We start from the raw sequence: 14,736 nt of genomic DNA, 5'->3' as shown, positions 1-14,736 counted from the left end.
AACCGCCGTGTCGTCGACGGCGACAGCATCGTGCTCGAAGTCCCGTCCGCACGCTTCGAAGTGATGGCCGTACCCGGACATACGACCAGCCATGTTGCCTATGCCGGCGAAGGGGTGCTGTTGTGCGGGGACACCTTGTTCAGCCTGGGCTGCGGCCGTCTGTTCGAGGGCACCCCCGAGCAGATGCTCGCTTCACTGGATCGGTTGCGCACCTTACCTGCCGATACGCTGGTGTGCTGCGCTCACGAGTACACCGCAGCCAATGGGCGCTTTGCCCTGCAGGTGGAACCGGACAACGCTGCTTTGCACGCGCGTCTGGACCAGGTAAATACCTTGCGTCTGGCCGGCAAGCCCAGCCTTCCAGTTGCCTTGGTCGACGAACTGGCTGCCAATCCGTTCCTGCGCGTGGATAGCCCCGCCGTAGCGGCCTGGTGCGCGCGCGAAGGCGCATCGCAGGCCGTAACCGATCGGGTGGGCCGGTTCGCGGCCCTGCGGGCGGCCAAGGATGTCTTTCGGGGATGACCATGCGACGCCTTCGCCCGCTTCCACTCGCATTGACGGGACTGTTGGCTGCCTGTGTGTCCGCTCCGCCCAAGTCGCCCCATTCAGCGCCTGATATTGCTCCGCCGCAAGGCACGCCCCAGGTCGGCGACATCGATCACCCGGTCGCACCGGCAGCTGTCGCCGCGCCGGTGGCCAACAATGTCTGGGATCGGCTGCGCAATAGTTTCGCTATGGACGATTGCGATGCGGACCCAGCCATTGTCGATGCTGCCAGGAAGTTTACGAGCAACCCGCAACGCTTCCAGGAACAACTCAACGACGTACTCCCGCACCTGGTCTATGTCGAGCAGATTGCCGCCAAGCATCAGGTCGCCGGCGAGTTCGTGCTGCTGCCCTGGGTAGAGAGTCACTATCGCCCAGTGCCAGGACACAAAAACAACCCTGCAGGCATGTGGCAGATCATGCCTGCCACCGCGCGTGCGCTAGGCATGCGCATGGACAAACGATACGACGGCCGGTTGGACGCCTCCCAGGCCACCGACAAGATCATGGCGCTGCTGCGCCGATATCACGACGATCTCGGCGATTGGCGGATGGTCGACTATGCCTATAACGCAGGCGAATTCTCCGTACGCAACTTGATCGGCAAATACGGGATGCCCCCGGCGGATCCGGCCATACCGCGGATGCCGGTCAAGCGGATCACGCGCGAGCACCTGGTCAAACTGCTGGCAATGGCTTGCGTGGTGCGTGAACCGGATCGCTTCCAGGTAAGCCTGCCGACCCTTACCTCCGACCAGCGGCTGGTCAAGGTCGAAGTGGATAAGGCCATGCCCATGGCACAGGCAGCGAGCCATGCGGGGATGTCGGTGAGCGACTTCAAATTCCTCAACCCCGGTTTCCGCAGCGATACGATCGATCCGAACCTCGCGTCCTATTTGCTGCTACCCAGCGGCAAAGCCGAACAGTTCCGCCAGACCGCCACCCAGTCGGCCACGGCGTCATTGGCGGACATGTCCTTGGTTCCCGCCGAGGGCGCCCCTCTCGCCGCGGCGGACGACCAACCGGCCCGTTCCGCGAGCAAGGGAGCCACCTACAAGGTCAAATCCGGCGACACGCTATCGGCCATCGCGCGCCAGCATGGCGTTACGATCAAGCAATTGCAGCGCTGGAATCATTTGTCGGGCGCCAGATTGAAGCCCGGCCAGACGATCGCGATCAACGGCGGCTGAGCATCCGTCAACATCGTTTGCATCGCTCGCCCGGGTTTCGCCAGTAACCCCAAAAAATCCTATCCGCGTTATGCTCGACCAAGCCGCGTCCATGGAGGCCGTATGGGATTTCTGCACGGCAAGCGCGCTCTTATTGTCGGTATCGCCAGTCAACGCTCGATCGCCTGGGGCATTGCCAATGCGATGTACCGCGAAGGGGCGCAGCTCGCCTTTACCTACCAGAACGAGCGGCTGAAGGATCGCGTGGACGAAGCCGCGCAAGCGTTCGGCTCGAACATCGTGCTGCCCTGCGACCTTGCCGACGATACGCAGATCGACTCGGTTTTCAACGAGCTTGGTAAGCACTGGGACAGCCTCGATATCCTGGTGCATTCGGCAGGTTATGCGCCGCGCGAAGCACTGCAGGGCGACTACGTCGATGGCCTGAGTCGCGAGGGCTTCGCGATTGCGCACGATATTTCCAGTTATAGCCTTGCGGCGCTGGCCAAGGCGGCGCGGCCGCTGATGACCGGACGTGGCTCGGCCATGCTTACATTGAGTTATCTCGGTGCGGAACGGGCCATGGCCAATTACAACGTCATGGGCCCGGCCAAGGCGAGCCTCGAGGCCAATGTGCGCTACCTTGCTTACGACCTCGGTCCGGAGGGCACGCGGGTCAATGCGATTTCAGCCGGGCCGATCAAGACACTGGCTGCTGCGGGGATCGCCGACTTTCGCAAAATGCTCGAGCATGTGGAGCGCAACGCGCCGCTGAGGCGAAGTGTCACCATCGACGAGGTGGGAAATGTTGCTGCGTTCTTGTGCTCGGATCTGGCGTCCGGGATGACCGGCGAGGTTGTGCATGTGGATGCCGGATATGGGATCTTGGCGATGAGCGATTGGTAACGACTGGTTTCTTTGCGGCACGCTCTTCATCCCAGCCCTCTCCCCGGGCGAAGCCTGTGGAGAGCACACGGAGGCAAGTTCGATCTGGCGCACACAAAAAAGGCGGCCCCAAAGGCCGCCTTTTTGTTTGAACCGTAGTGCTGCTTACATGCGATCGGCAGCGACCTTGATATCGGAGCTCAGCTTGAGCGCATCGATCAACCCTTGCGTCTGCATTGAGCCATAAGCCTGGCGCATCTGGTCGCGCAAGGCGGTGCGCTCCTCCGCGGATATCTTGGACATATCCGCCCCCTGCACCTTGTCTACCGCGAGCAGATCGACGCTGCCATCGGGCAATTGCACGACAGCGTACTGGGGCTTGCCATCGGCTGGGTGAGGTAACTTGAATGCCTGCGCGAGCACGGGCGGTGGGACGTTGTCCTGGAAGCGCTGCGCATCGGCAACCGTATGCACAGCAGCCGTACCGGCGACGGTTTGCAGATCTTCGCCCTTCTGCACACGCACCAGCAACTCGTCGCCATGCTTTTTGGCTGCCACTGCGGTGCGCTCGTCGACAATGCGCTTGCGGATATCGTCGCTCACCTGAGCCAACGGGCGCAGTGCGGCCGGAACATGTTTTTCGACGCGAATCACCACCGCATGGTCGCCGCCCAGATCGATCAAGCTGGAGTTATTCCCCTGAGCAAGCACGTCATCGGAGAATGCCGCAGCCACTACCTTGGGATTCGCCGCCAGACCGGTCGGCAAACCCTGGCGCGAAAACGCTTCGGTCGTCTTGATCGGCAGCTTCAGCTCCTGCGCTGCCGTCTCCAGCGTGGACGGGGACTGGTAGGTCTTGTCGGCAAGCTTGCCCGCCACATCGTTGTAAAGTCGATCGCTTTCGGCTTTGGCCGCTTCCTGCGCCAGCTGCGCGCGCACTTCTTCGAACGGCTTGACATCGCCGGCGCGCACGTCGCGCAGGTAAATGATGTGATAGCCCTCGTCGGGCGACAGCACCGGCTTGGAGACCTGGCCCTTCTGCAGCGCGAACAGCGCCGAATCGAACGCAGGGTTGGCGACACCCTTTTCCAACCAGCCCAGATCGCCGCCCTGGCGCTTCGAGCCCAAGTCTTCCGAATCCTGCTCAGCCAGCTTGGCGAAGTTCTCCGGGGTGGCCTCGGCGGCGATCTTGTCCGCCTTGGCCAGCGCGGCCTTCTGCTGTTCGGGCGTGGCGTTCTTCGGCACGTTGATCAGGATATGCGAAACGAGGCGCTGCTCGGCTTTCTGAAAACGCTGCTTTTCGGCCTCGTAGCGCTTCTTCAATTCTTCATCGCTCGCCTGTGTCTCGGGTTTCAGATCGGCACCGTTGACTTCCAGGTAGCTCAGCGAAACCGTCTCCGGATTCATGAAATCGGCAGGATGGGCCTTGTAGTACTCATCGATTTGCGCATCGGTGACATTGCCATCGACGTCGGTCGCGCGCGGCAACGAAACGAAGCGCAGGTCACGACGCTGAAATTGCAGATTCAGGAAACGATCGACGTCGGCATCGGTGACCACCACACTACCGACCAAGGCATCGGGCAGCAGCTGCACTTTCAGTTCGGAACGTACTTGCGCCTCGAAGCCGGACGGCGTCATACCTTGCGCCGCAAGCGTGTTGCGATAAGTCGTGGGATCGAACTGCCCATTGAGCTGGAAGTACGGTAGCGAGGCGATGCGGTCGCGTACGGCCGACACCGGTACCTGCATGCCCAGCTTTTCGCTGGTCTGGGTCAGGAGCGCCTGCGCGATCATCGCATCGGCGATGCGCTGCTTCATCTCAGGCTTTTCGTAGACGCTGGTGTCGGATTTTGCCTCAGCAGCCTGCTGACGCAGACTGTTCAGGCGATCCTGAAACTGCTGCTGGCTGATCTCCTGGCCGTTCACCTTGGCAACGAAGGTATCCGTCCGCCCCATGAAGTAAGACTCGATGCCGAAAAATGCGACGGCAAACACGCAGATGCCGAGGACGAGGATCGCCGGCCATCCATGAAGCTTGTTACGTAGTGCCTGCAACATTGAAGTGATCTCGCAATCGTTTCCGACAACCGGCCTCTCCGCCGGGACTATAAATAACAAAGGCGCCACATGGGCGCCCTTGCGTTCTGTGGCGGAGCGGACGGGACTCGAACCCGCGACCTCCGGCGTGACAGGCCAGCATTCTAACCGACTGAACTACCGCTCCACACAATCTGGTGGGTGCTGTAGGGATCGAACCTACGACCCTCGCCTTGTAAGGGCGACGCTCTACCGCTGAGCTAAGCACCCGAAACCAAGCAGGTAGCCGCTTAGTTTAAGGCATCCTTCAGCGTCTTGCCAGCCTTAAAAGCGGGGACCTTCGAGGCCTTGATCTTGATCACTTCGTTGGTGCGCGGGTTGCGACCGGTGCGGGCAGCGCGCTTACGCACGGTGAACGTACCGAAGCCAACGACCGACACGTCGTCACCCTTCTTCAGAGCCTTTTGCACGGTCTCGAAGAACGCTTCGAGCGCGCGGCCGGCATCGGCCTTGGTGAGCTCGGCCTTTTCGGCGACGGCATTGATCAGATCGGTTTTATTCATTGAGACACTCCCTTCAATACGGTTATGCAGCCCGCTTAAACATTCTGGGACGAAATAACGCCGCCAATGTTTCATTGACGGAGAAACGCTATCTCGCAACCCCGCATCGCTTTCGCTCGATAGTAGCGTCCGACGGCGGTGCCGCCCTTTATACCAGCGCCCCCGAGGGTCCGCAATACAAGGCGTACCAACGGTTTTCGGCCTATAACGCATGTCGATGACGACATGCAAGAACGACATATCGAACGTTGCAACGCGATTCATTCGACATAAAAAAGGAGACATGCCAAGCATGTCTCCTCGTATCTTGCCGACAGACAGCCGCAAGCGATCAGTGCGGTCGCACGTGTGCTTCGCCCGTCTCCTCGACAGCGTTGTCGACCTTGGCGGCTGTCGTTTCCTCGGCATCGGCGACACGCGGCACCAGGGGACGCTCCAGCACGATATCCAGCACTTCGTCGATCCAACGCACCGGGTGAATCTCCAGCGATTGGGTGATATTGGCGGGAATATCCGCCAGATCCTTCTTGTTCTCCTCCGGAATGATCACGGTGGTGATACCGCCGCGATGCGCGGCCAGGAGCTTTTCTTTCAGGCCGCCAATGGGCAGCACCCGTCCGCGCAGGGTGATCTCGCCGGTCATCGCCACTTCCGAGCGTACCGGCACCTTGGTCAGCGCCGAGACCAACGCCGTGCACATGGCGATACCCGCGCTGGGGCCATCCTTGGGCGTGGCACCTTCCGGCACGTGGATGTGAACGTCAAGCTTCTCGTGGAAGGCCGGATCGATACCGAGCCGGTCCGCTCGCGCACGCACCACCGAAAGTGCAGCCTGAATCGATTCTTTCATGACATCGCCGAGCTGGCCGGTATGCACCAGCCTGCCCTTGCCGTTGACTACCGAGGCTTCGATGCTGAGCAGATCGCCGCCGACCTGGGTCCAGGCCAAACCGGTAACCAGGCCCACTTCGTTCTGTTGCTCCTTGCGACCGAAGTCAAAACGGCGCACACCCAGGTAACGCTCCAGGTTGCCCGAATCGACCGCGACGTGGCTCGGCTTGGCTTTCGCCTTACCTTTGGCCTTCTTCACCTCGCCCAGGGTCAGCTCCTTGACCACCTTGCGGCAGATCTTGGAGATCTCGCGCTCGAGGCTACGGACGCCAGATTCGCGTGTGTAATAACGCACGATGTCGCGCACGGCTTCCTCGGCAACCTTCAGCTCCTCCGGCTTCAGACCGTTTGCCTTCAGCTGCTTGGGCAACAGATAGCGCTGCGCGATGGCGAGCTTTTCGTCCTCGGTGTAGCCCGGGATACGAATCACTTCCATGCGGTCCAGCAAGGGGCCGGGGATATTCAGCGAATTGGCTGTGGCGACCCACATGACCTCGGACAGATCCAGGTCGACCTCAAGGTAATGATCGTTGAAAGCGTGGTTCTGTTCCGGGTCGAGTACTTCGAGCAACGCCGAGGACGGATCGCCGCGGAAGTCCATCGACATCTTGTCGATTTCGTCGAGCACGAACAGCGGATTCTTGGTACCGATCTTGTTCATGTTCTGCACGATGCGACCGGGCATCGAACCGATATAGGTCCGGCGATGACCGCGAATTTCCGCTTCGTCACGCACGCCGCCGAGGCTCATGCGAACGAACTTGCGGTTGGTGGCCTTGGCGATCGATTGGCCAAGCGAGGTCTTACCTACGCCGGGCGGGCCGACCAGACACAGGATCGGTCCCTTCATGACATTGACGCGCTGCTGCACAGCCAAGTACTCAAGGATACGGTCCTTGACCTTCTCCAGACCGAAGTGATCGGCATCGAGCACTTCCTGTGCGAGCTGAAGATCCTTGCGTACTTTGGAGCGCTTCTTCCACGGCACGCCGACCAGCCAATCGAGGTAGTTGCGCACCACCGTCGCTTCGGCCGACATCGGCGACATCTGCTTGAGCTTGCCGAATTCCTGGCGTGCCTTGGCGAGCACCGCTTTGGGCATGCCCGCATTGTCGATCTTCTTTTGCAGTTCTTCGATTTCGTTCGGGCCATCCTCGCTCTCGCCGAGCTCTTTCTGGATCGCCTTCATCTGTTCGTTGAGGTAGTACTCGCGCTGGCTCTTTTCCATCTGCGACTTGACGCGGCCGCGGATGCGCTTTTCCACCTGCTGCAGATCCATCTCGCCATCGACCAGACCGATCAGCAACTCAAGGCGCTGACCGACGTCGGCAGTCTCGAGCACCTTCTGCTTGTCGGCCATGCGGACCGACAAATGCGCGGCGATCGAATCGGCCAGGCGCGACGGATCGTCGATACCCGACAGCGTCGCCAGTACTTCGGGCGGCAGCTTGCGGCTCTGCTTGACCAATTGTTCGAACAACGAAATAAGCGTACGCGACACGACGTCCAGCTCGCGCTCTTTGGCGCTGTACACCGACTCGATGACACGCGACGTCGCGGTCAACATGCCGCCGTCTTCGTGGTACTTCTCGATGGCCACGCGCGACTGGCCTTCGACCAGCACCTTGACCGTGCCGTCGGGCAGCTTGAGCAATTGCAGTACACCGGCGAGCGTGCCGACCTGATGCAGGTCGTCGATTTCCGGATCGTCGATATCCGGGCTCTTCTGTGCCACCAACAGGATCTGCCGCTCCCCTTCCATCGCACGCTCAAGCGCGCGCATCGACTTGTCGCGGCCGACGAACAGAGGAATGACCATGTGGGGATAGACCACCACATCGCGCAACGGAAGCACTGGCAACGCGTCCAGGGTGGCTCCGGTGGCTAAGGGTAGTGAGGCGGTTTTTGCCATGTAAAAAATCCCTCGGGGGAAAAACGAATCGACTCGCCCCGACACTGCGCCGGAGGCTCTTATACGTCAAGTGGAGGCGCCGACAGTTCAGAACAAGTGCATAAGCAAACGGCCCCTGTCGGGGCCGTTTGCTTATGCGAAAAGTTACCGATGAATCGGTTGTAAGGAGTTCAGCGCAAAGAAAAAACGTCTATGCTTTGCGCTCTACCGACGGCCATCGCCGCCGGTAGAACTCTATTTGCATTCAGGCAGCATCCCCGCCCGATTCGCCCGCGATCCGCTGCTGCTGTAGATTGCCGCGGTAGATCAGGTAAGGTTCGGCCTGACCGTCGATCACGGCGTCGTCGACCACGACCTTGCTTACATGCTCAAGCGACGGCAGCTCGTACATGGTATCGAGCAGCACTTGCTCGAGAATGGTTCGCAGTCCGCGCGCGCCGGTCTTACGCTTGAGCGCCTTGCGAGCGATCGCCTGCAGCGCTTCGGGGCGGAACTCCAATTCCACGCCTTCCATCTCGAACAGGCGACGGAACTGCTTGGTAACGGCGTTCCTCGGCTCGGTGAGGATCTTCACCAGAGCAGGCTCATCCAGCTCGTCCAACGTCGCCACGACAGGCAGACGACCGACGAATTCCGGAATCAGGCCGTAACGAACCAGATCGGCCGGTTCGACATCCGCCAACACCTTGCCCAGATTCTCTGTACGCTCCTTGGAACGAACCTCGGCAGAGAAGCCGATGCCTGTGGTCTCGGAACGCTGCTGGATGACTTTTTCCAGCCCGGCGAACGCACCGCCGCAGATGAACAGAATGTTCTTGGTGTCCACCTGCAGGAATTCCTGCTGCGGATGCTTGCGTCCGCCCTGTGGCGGCACCGAAGCCAGCGTACCTTCGATCAGCTTCAGCAGCGCCTGCTGCACGCCTTCGCCGGACACGTCGCGGGTGATCGACGGGTTTTCGCTCTTGCGCGAGATCTTGTCGATTTCGTCGATGTAGACGATGCCCGACTGTGCCTTGTCGACATCGTAGTCGCACTTCTGCAGCAGCTTCTGGATGATGTTTTCCACGTCCTCGCCGACATAGCCGGCTTCGGTCAGCGTGGTGGCATCGGCGATCGTGAACGGTACATTCAGCAGACGCGCCAGCGTCTCGGCCAGCAACGTCTTGCCCGAACCGGTCGGACCGATCAACAGAATGTTGGATTTGCCTAGCTCGACGTCGTCGCTCTTCTGGCGCGACTCCATCCGCTTGTAATGATTGTAGACAGCGACCGCCAGGGCCTTCTTGGCGCGCGTCTGCCCGACCACATACTGGTCGAGGGTTTCCATGATTTCCTTGGGCTTGGGCAGCTGGCTGCGCCCGGAGGCGGCCTTTTCCTCAAGTTCCTCACGGATGATGTCGTTGCACAACTCTACGCACTCATCGCAGATGAACACGGAGGGACCCGCGATCAGCTTGCGCACTTCATGCTGACTCTTGCCGCAGAAGGAGCAGTAGAGAATCTTGCCGCTGTCGTTGGAACGGCCCTGCCGCTCGTCGCTCATGCTTTAGATCCTGCTTTCAATACCGTTACGGCCCGAGAATAACACAGCGTTCCGTGTCTGCATCCAGACACGGAACGCCTTTTTAAGGGCCCGGAAACGCCGTTAATCAGGCGGATTTAACCGATTCGACGCCACGACGGTCCAATACGGCGTCAATCAGGCCGTATTCTCGGGCGGACTCGGCGCTCATGAAGCGGTCGCGCTCCATGTCACGCTCGATCTTCTCCAGGGGCTGGCCGGTATGCTGAACATAAATATCGTTCAGGCGGCGGCGCAGGTACAGGATTTCCTGAGCCTGGATCTCGATGTCGGTGGCTTGGCCGCGGGCGCCGCCCGACGGCTGGTGGATCATCACCCGCGAATTGGGCAACGAGTACCGCTTGCCCTTGGCGCCGGCCATCAGCAGCAACGAGGCTGCACTGCAGGCCTGGCCGATGCACATCGTGCTCACATCCGGCTTGATGAATTGCATGGTGTCGTAGATCGCCAGTCCGGCAGTCACTACGCCACCCGGGCTGTTGATGTACAGATGGATATCCTTGTCCGGGTTCTCCGACTCAAGGAACAGCATCTGCGCCACCAGCAGATTGGCGACCTGGTCGTTCACTTCGCCGACAAGAAAGATCACACGCTCCTTGAGGAGGCGCGAATAAATGTCGTACGAGCGCTCGCCGCGGGCCGTCTGCTCGACGACCATCGGCACCAGGTTAAGGTTCTGGATCGGGTCCATGGCCATGCTTGTGGCTCTCCGGTTGATGTGCCTGTCTTAAGAGTGCCTGATTTATGTCGAATCAGGCACCCACCGGGCGCATCACTTCGTCAAAACTCAGCGTCTGCGTCGTGGTTTTCGCGTGTTCCGCGACCCACTCGGCGACCTGGTCTTCCATGACGCGGTTTTGCAGCCCAGACATCAATTGGGGGTCGCTGTTATAAAGTTCAACGACCTTCTCCGGCTCCTCGTAGGTCGAGGCAATGGCTGCCAGTTGCTCGGCCAGGCGCTTGCGCTCCAGGGTGAGGCTCTGCTTGCGCGCAATCTCGCCCATCAACAAGCCGGCGATCACGCGCTTGCGTGCCATCGGCACGGCCGCCTCGACTAACTGCGGCGGCGGCTGCTGGCCGCGCGGCACGCTGCCGGCCGCCAGGCCGCGGGCTTCGGACTGCACCATCAGGTTCGGCACGTCCAGCTCCGGATGAGCATTGGCGAGTTTCTCGGCCACTTCACCCTTCAGGCGGGCCATCAGGGTTGCCTTCAGCTCACGCTCGAGGTTGGCGCGAACTTCCTTCTGGAAAGTCGCCAGGTCGCCGTCGACGACGCCGAACAGCTTGGCGAATTCGGCGTCGACGGTCGGCAGGTGGGCTTCCTGCACCTTGATGACCTTGAACTCGACCTGGGCGGTCTTGCCGGCCAGGTTCTCATTGTGGAAATCCGCCGGGAAGGCGATTTCGGCGTTGAACGATTCGTCGGCCTTGCGACCCGTCAGGGCTTCATCCAGCGCCTTGAACAGGGTGCCGGAGCCGAGCACGCTGCCAGCCCGCTCCAAGCCTTCGGCCGGGAAGCGGTAGTCGCCGGCTTGTGCGGCATACTCGAACATCACGAAGTCGCCGTCCGCCGAGGCACGCTCGACCGCTTCGAAGCTGCGGCGCTGCTGGCGCAGGGTTTCGATCATTTTTTCGATATCGGCGTCGGTCACTTCAGCCGTCGGACGGGTAATTTCCAGTCCGGCCACATCGATTTCCGGGAATTCCGGCATGATTTCGAAAGTGGCGGTGTAGGCGATCTCACCGTTCTCCGGCTGGCCCGTCGTATCGATCGACGGGTTGGCAATCGGACGGAGGTTTTCCTGCTCCACGGCTTCACGCAGGGTGCTGCCGATCAGGTCGGAGAGCACTTCGCCACGGACCTGCGCGCCAAAACGCTGCTGGATGACCGTGGTCGGCACCTTGCCCGGACGGAAGCCCTTGAGGCGGATCGTGCGGCCCATTTCCGCGATGCGCGCGGTCACTTGCGACTCGAACCGCTCCGCCGGGAACTTCACCGTGAGCTTGCGCTCGAGCTTGCCGACGTTCTCAACCGAAACCTGCATGACGTCTCCTGGTTCTGGATAGGGCGCCCGTCACAGACGCCAGCGGCGTAAGCCGCCATCAAAGTCAAAATTCAAAGGGATGGTGCGAAAGGAGGGACTCGAACCCTCACGGGATTAACCGCCAGAACCTAAATCTGGTGCGTCTACCAATTCCGCCACTCTCGCATCAAGACAATCCGAGGATCAACCCGTAACTACTGGATTTCAAAGGCATATTCACGACCCTTGGATCGCCGCCGCCCTCCCCGCCCAGTGTCCGGATCGCATCGCCCTTAAGTCGATGATTCCCTTACACGAAAGCAGGCCATTTTACGGTTGGGCAAAGGGGCATTACAAGCGCGTCCAAGCCGAAGCTCAGGCAGGGGCCGCCGCCTCCAGGCGCAGCAGGCGTGCGGCCAGGGCATGGTCAGGCAATTGCTGACCGACCTTGGTACGGGCCGCCTCGATCACAGCCTTCCAGGCCATGCGCAGCACTTCGACGGCATCGTTGGACGCATCGATAACTACACGGCTGGGAAGCTGCATGTCCAGGAAGATGGCTCGGCAGCGCTCCAGATTGTCCTCTGTCTCGAACAGGTTCGGCTTATCGCCACGGGCACGAATACGTGCGAGCCCCAGCGAAGGCTCCAAATCGAGCACCAGGGTCAGGTCCGGTGCCGGCGCGAAAGCGTTGTCTTGGAGCAGCCGCGCCACAGGCAGCCCATGCGCTCCCTGATAAGCGACCATCGACGGATAGTAGCGATCGAGGATGACCACCGCGCCGGCTGCCAAGGCGGGCTTGATGAGCTCTTCGACATGCTGGCGGCGATCGAGCAGCAGCAGCCGGACTTCTTCTTCCGGCGACAGGCGACCTTCCGAGGCACTCTGTCGCAGCACTGTGCCCCATGGACCCTGCGTCGGCTCTTTGCTGGTTTCCACCAGGATGCCATGCGCGGCCAGACCCGACGCCAAGTCACGCGCGAGCGTCGTCTTGCCTGCTCCGTCGATACCTTCGATCGCCACCAGCAGGCCGCCAGGGATAAGTCCGGTCGTCATTTGAGAAACTCTACATGATTCGTGGCGAAAAGCCTCGCCGCCCCCAAGACGAGAAACATGGTGCCGCGCTCGGCAGGGAGCAAAGAAAAAGGCACTTAGATTGCTCTAAGCGCCTTTTCAGAATGGTGGGCCGTCAAGGATTCGAACCTTGGACCAATTGATTAAGAGTCAACTGCTCTACCAACTGAGCTAACGGCCCTGAAACTTAAATTGTACTACAAATTGGGGTGGACGATGGGACTCGAACCCACGACAACTGGAATCACAATCCAGTACTCTAACCAACTGAGCTACGCCCACCATAAACCGATCAACTGGCGCGCCCGACAGGAATCGAACCTGCAACCGTCGGCTTAGAAGGCCGATGCTCTATCCGGTTGAGCTACAGGCGCAGTGCACTCTTTGTGCAGAGCGCCCGCTGGTCGGGGCAGAGGGATTCGAACCCACGACATCCAGCTCCCAAAGCTGGCGCTCTACCAGGCTGAGCTATACCCCGACTACTTCGAAACCTCGTTCGCTTACGCAAGCCGAAGCCTTGAAATGCTACGGGTGACGCTTCGCCTAGTCAATCCGTATCGAAGCACACCGAACTCCAAAACTCGTCGTCCGGTACCACATGACGATGCCTTGTCCTGTGGTGCGAAGATCAATGCGAACATTGCTCTTCTAGTAAATGGCGCGCCCGGAGAGATTCGAACTCCCGACCACCAAGTTCGTAGCCTGGTACTCTATCCAACTGAGCTACGGGCGCTTAAAAACTTTTGCCTCGTTACCTTTGCCTGCCGAAGCAGGAGGCGCCGAAGCGAGAAGCGGAATTATTCAGACTTCCGGTGAGGTCGTCAACACTTTTTTTCACATTTTTTTCGGATTGGTTAAGCGACTTGCTACGCGACGATGAAGCCGGATGCTCTATAAGTAGCAAACCTCGCACCGCAAAAAAGCGGCCAAAAGGCCGCTTTTTTGTGGCTTCAGCGATCCGCGAATCGCGTCTGCGTCGCCGGATCGCCCAGCTTGGCGCCGGCATCGCCTCGCGGCGGAGGCGGCGGAGGCGTAGACGATGTGGTCGAAGTCTTCGACCAATCCGCCGGCGGACCTGGCTCACGACCGTTCATGATGTCGTCGATCTGATGCGCGTCGATCGTCTCGTACTGCAGCAGCGCATCGGCCATCACATGCAGCTTGTCGATGTTGTCGGTCAGCAGATGCTTGGTGCGAGCGTAGGCCCGATCGAGGATATCGCGCACGACTTCATCGATCTTGCGTGCGGTTTCGTTGGAGACGTTCTTGTGCTGCGTAACCGAACGGCCGAGGAAGACTTCGTCTTCTTCTTCCCCGTAGGTCACCGGCCCCAGCTCATCGGAAAGGCCCCACTTGGTCGCCATGTTGCGGGCCATCTTGGTCGCGCGCTCGATATCGTTGGACGCACCGGTAGTGACCTTGTCGGCGCCGAAGATCAGCTCTTCGGCGACGCGGCCGCCATACAACGAGCACAGCTGCGATTCGATCGCCACGCGGTTCATCGAGTACTTGTCACCCTCGGGCAGGTACATCGTCACGCCAAGCGCGCGTCCACGGGGAATGATCGTTACCTTGTAGACCGGATCGTGCTCAGGCACCAGGCGCCCGACAATCGCATGCCCCGCCTCGTGATAAGCCGTCAGCTTCTTCTCGTCTTCGCTCATGGCCATCGAGCGACGTTCTGCGCCCATCAAGATCTTGTCGCGCGCCTTGTCCATGTGGCTCATGCGCACTTCGCGCGCGTTCTCGCGCGCGGCGAACAGCGCGGCCTCGTTCACGAGGTTGGCGAGGTCGGCACCCGACATGCCGGGCGTGCCGCGCGCGACGACCTCGATGCTGACGTCGTCGGCGATCTTCTTGTCGCGGAAGTGGACCTTCAGGATCTGCTCGCGCCCCTTCACGTCGGGCAGGCCAACAACAACCTGGCGATCGAAGCGACCTGGACGCAGCAGCGCGGGATCAAGCACGTCCGGACGGTTGGTGGCCGCGATGACGATGACACCTTCCGTGCCTTCAAAGCCATCCATTTCCACCAGCAATTGGTTGAGCG

11 protein-coding genes and 8 tRNA genes are annotated in these 14,736 nt (G+C 60.5%); 3 read left to right on the top strand and 16 right to left on the bottom strand.

Going from position 1 to position 14,736, the window contains the following annotated elements; genetic code table 11:
- From gloB to VIM98_RS08025, 3 genes are all read left to right on the top strand, one after another.
- The coding region (gene gloB / locus VIM98_RS08035; RefSeq protein WP_331992572.1) for a hydroxyacylglutathione hydrolase at positions 1-522 on the top strand (522 nt) is incomplete at its 5' end.
- A gap of 2 nt (positions 523-524) precedes the next feature.
- Entirely contained in the window at positions 525-1,736 is a 1,212-nt protein-coding gene (locus VIM98_RS08030) for a LysM peptidoglycan-binding domain-containing protein (protein WP_331992571.1), read from the top strand.
- A gap of 102 nt (positions 1,737-1,838) precedes the next feature.
- Complete coding sequence (locus VIM98_RS08025) at positions 1,839-2,621, top strand: enoyl-ACP reductase (RefSeq protein WP_331992570.1); 783 nt, start codon at positions 1,839-1,841, stop codon at positions 2,619-2,621.
- 144 nt (positions 2,622-2,765) lie between these two features.
- Here the strand turns inward: VIM98_RS08025 and VIM98_RS08020 are convergent, their stop codons facing one another.
- From VIM98_RS08020 to VIM98_RS07945, 16 genes are all read right to left on the bottom strand, one after another.
- Entirely contained in the window at positions 2,766-4,661 is a 1,896-nt protein-coding gene (locus VIM98_RS08020; protein ID WP_331992569.1) for a SurA N-terminal domain-containing protein, read from the bottom strand.
- Between the two features lie 89 nt (positions 4,662-4,750).
- A tRNA-Asp gene (locus VIM98_RS08015) sits at positions 4,751-4,827 on the bottom strand.
- 8 nt (positions 4,828-4,835) lie between these two features.
- Positions 4,836-4,910, bottom strand: a tRNA-Val gene (locus VIM98_RS08010).
- Positions 4,911-4,930: 20 nt separating this feature from the next.
- Positions 4,931-5,278 carry an HU family DNA-binding protein gene (locus tag VIM98_RS08005; RefSeq protein ID WP_331992573.1) on the bottom strand — a complete coding sequence of 116 codons (348 nt, stop codon included), beginning with the start codon at positions 5,276-5,278 and terminating at the stop codon, positions 4,931-4,933.
- Between the two features lie 256 nt (positions 5,279-5,534).
- Positions 5,535-8,006, bottom strand: coding sequence for an endopeptidase La (gene lon, locus VIM98_RS08000; RefSeq protein ID WP_331992568.1), 2,472 nt, complete (start codon positions 8,004-8,006; stop codon positions 5,535-5,537).
- A 244-nt stretch (positions 8,007-8,250) separates the two neighbouring features.
- Positions 8,251-9,549, bottom strand: a complete 1,299-nt coding sequence (clpX, locus tag VIM98_RS07995; protein ID WP_331992567.1) for an ATP-dependent Clp protease ATP-binding subunit ClpX — start codon at positions 9,547-9,549, stop codon at positions 8,251-8,253.
- Positions 9,550-9,655: 106 nt separating this feature from the next.
- The gene (clpP, locus tag VIM98_RS07990) at positions 9,656-10,285 is read right to left on the bottom strand and encodes an ATP-dependent Clp endopeptidase proteolytic subunit ClpP (protein WP_331992566.1); all 630 of its coding nucleotides are present in this window, start codon (positions 10,283-10,285) and stop codon (positions 9,656-9,658) included.
- A gap of 55 nt (positions 10,286-10,340) precedes the next feature.
- A complete protein-coding gene (tig, locus tag VIM98_RS07985; protein ID WP_331992565.1) occupies positions 10,341-11,633 on the bottom strand; it encodes a trigger factor in 1,293 nt (430 codons plus the stop codon).
- An 80-nt stretch (positions 11,634-11,713) separates the two neighbouring features.
- A tRNA-Leu gene (locus VIM98_RS07980) sits at positions 11,714-11,798 on the bottom strand.
- Positions 11,799-11,987: 189 nt separating this feature from the next.
- Positions 11,988-12,668 carry a dTMP kinase gene (tmk, locus tag VIM98_RS07975; protein ID WP_331992564.1) on the bottom strand — a complete coding sequence of 227 codons (681 nt, stop codon included), beginning with the start codon at positions 12,666-12,668 and terminating at the stop codon, positions 11,988-11,990.
- Between the two features lie 123 nt (positions 12,669-12,791).
- A tRNA-Lys gene (locus VIM98_RS07970) sits at positions 12,792-12,867 on the bottom strand.
- A 24-nt stretch (positions 12,868-12,891) separates the two neighbouring features.
- Positions 12,892-12,968 (bottom strand) — tRNA-His (locus VIM98_RS07965).
- 15 nt (positions 12,969-12,983) lie between these two features.
- A tRNA-Arg gene (locus VIM98_RS07960) sits at positions 12,984-13,060 on the bottom strand.
- Positions 13,061-13,087: 27 nt separating this feature from the next.
- Positions 13,088-13,164 (bottom strand) — tRNA-Pro (locus VIM98_RS07955).
- Between the two features lie 178 nt (positions 13,165-13,342).
- A tRNA-Arg gene (locus VIM98_RS07950) sits at positions 13,343-13,419 on the bottom strand.
- 217 nt (positions 13,420-13,636) lie between these two features.
- On the bottom strand, positions 13,637-14,736 hold a 1,100-nt coding region (locus VIM98_RS07945; RefSeq protein WP_331992563.1), incomplete at its 5' end, for an ATP-dependent metallopeptidase FtsH/Yme1/Tma family protein.

This window comes from Dyella sp., assembly GCF_036568765.1.
GTDB lineage: Bacteria > Pseudomonadota > Gammaproteobacteria > Xanthomonadales > Rhodanobacteraceae > GSA-30.
The sequence above is the reverse complement of the archived record's forward strand: the minus strand, read 5'-3'. Positions and strand labels throughout refer to the sequence as shown.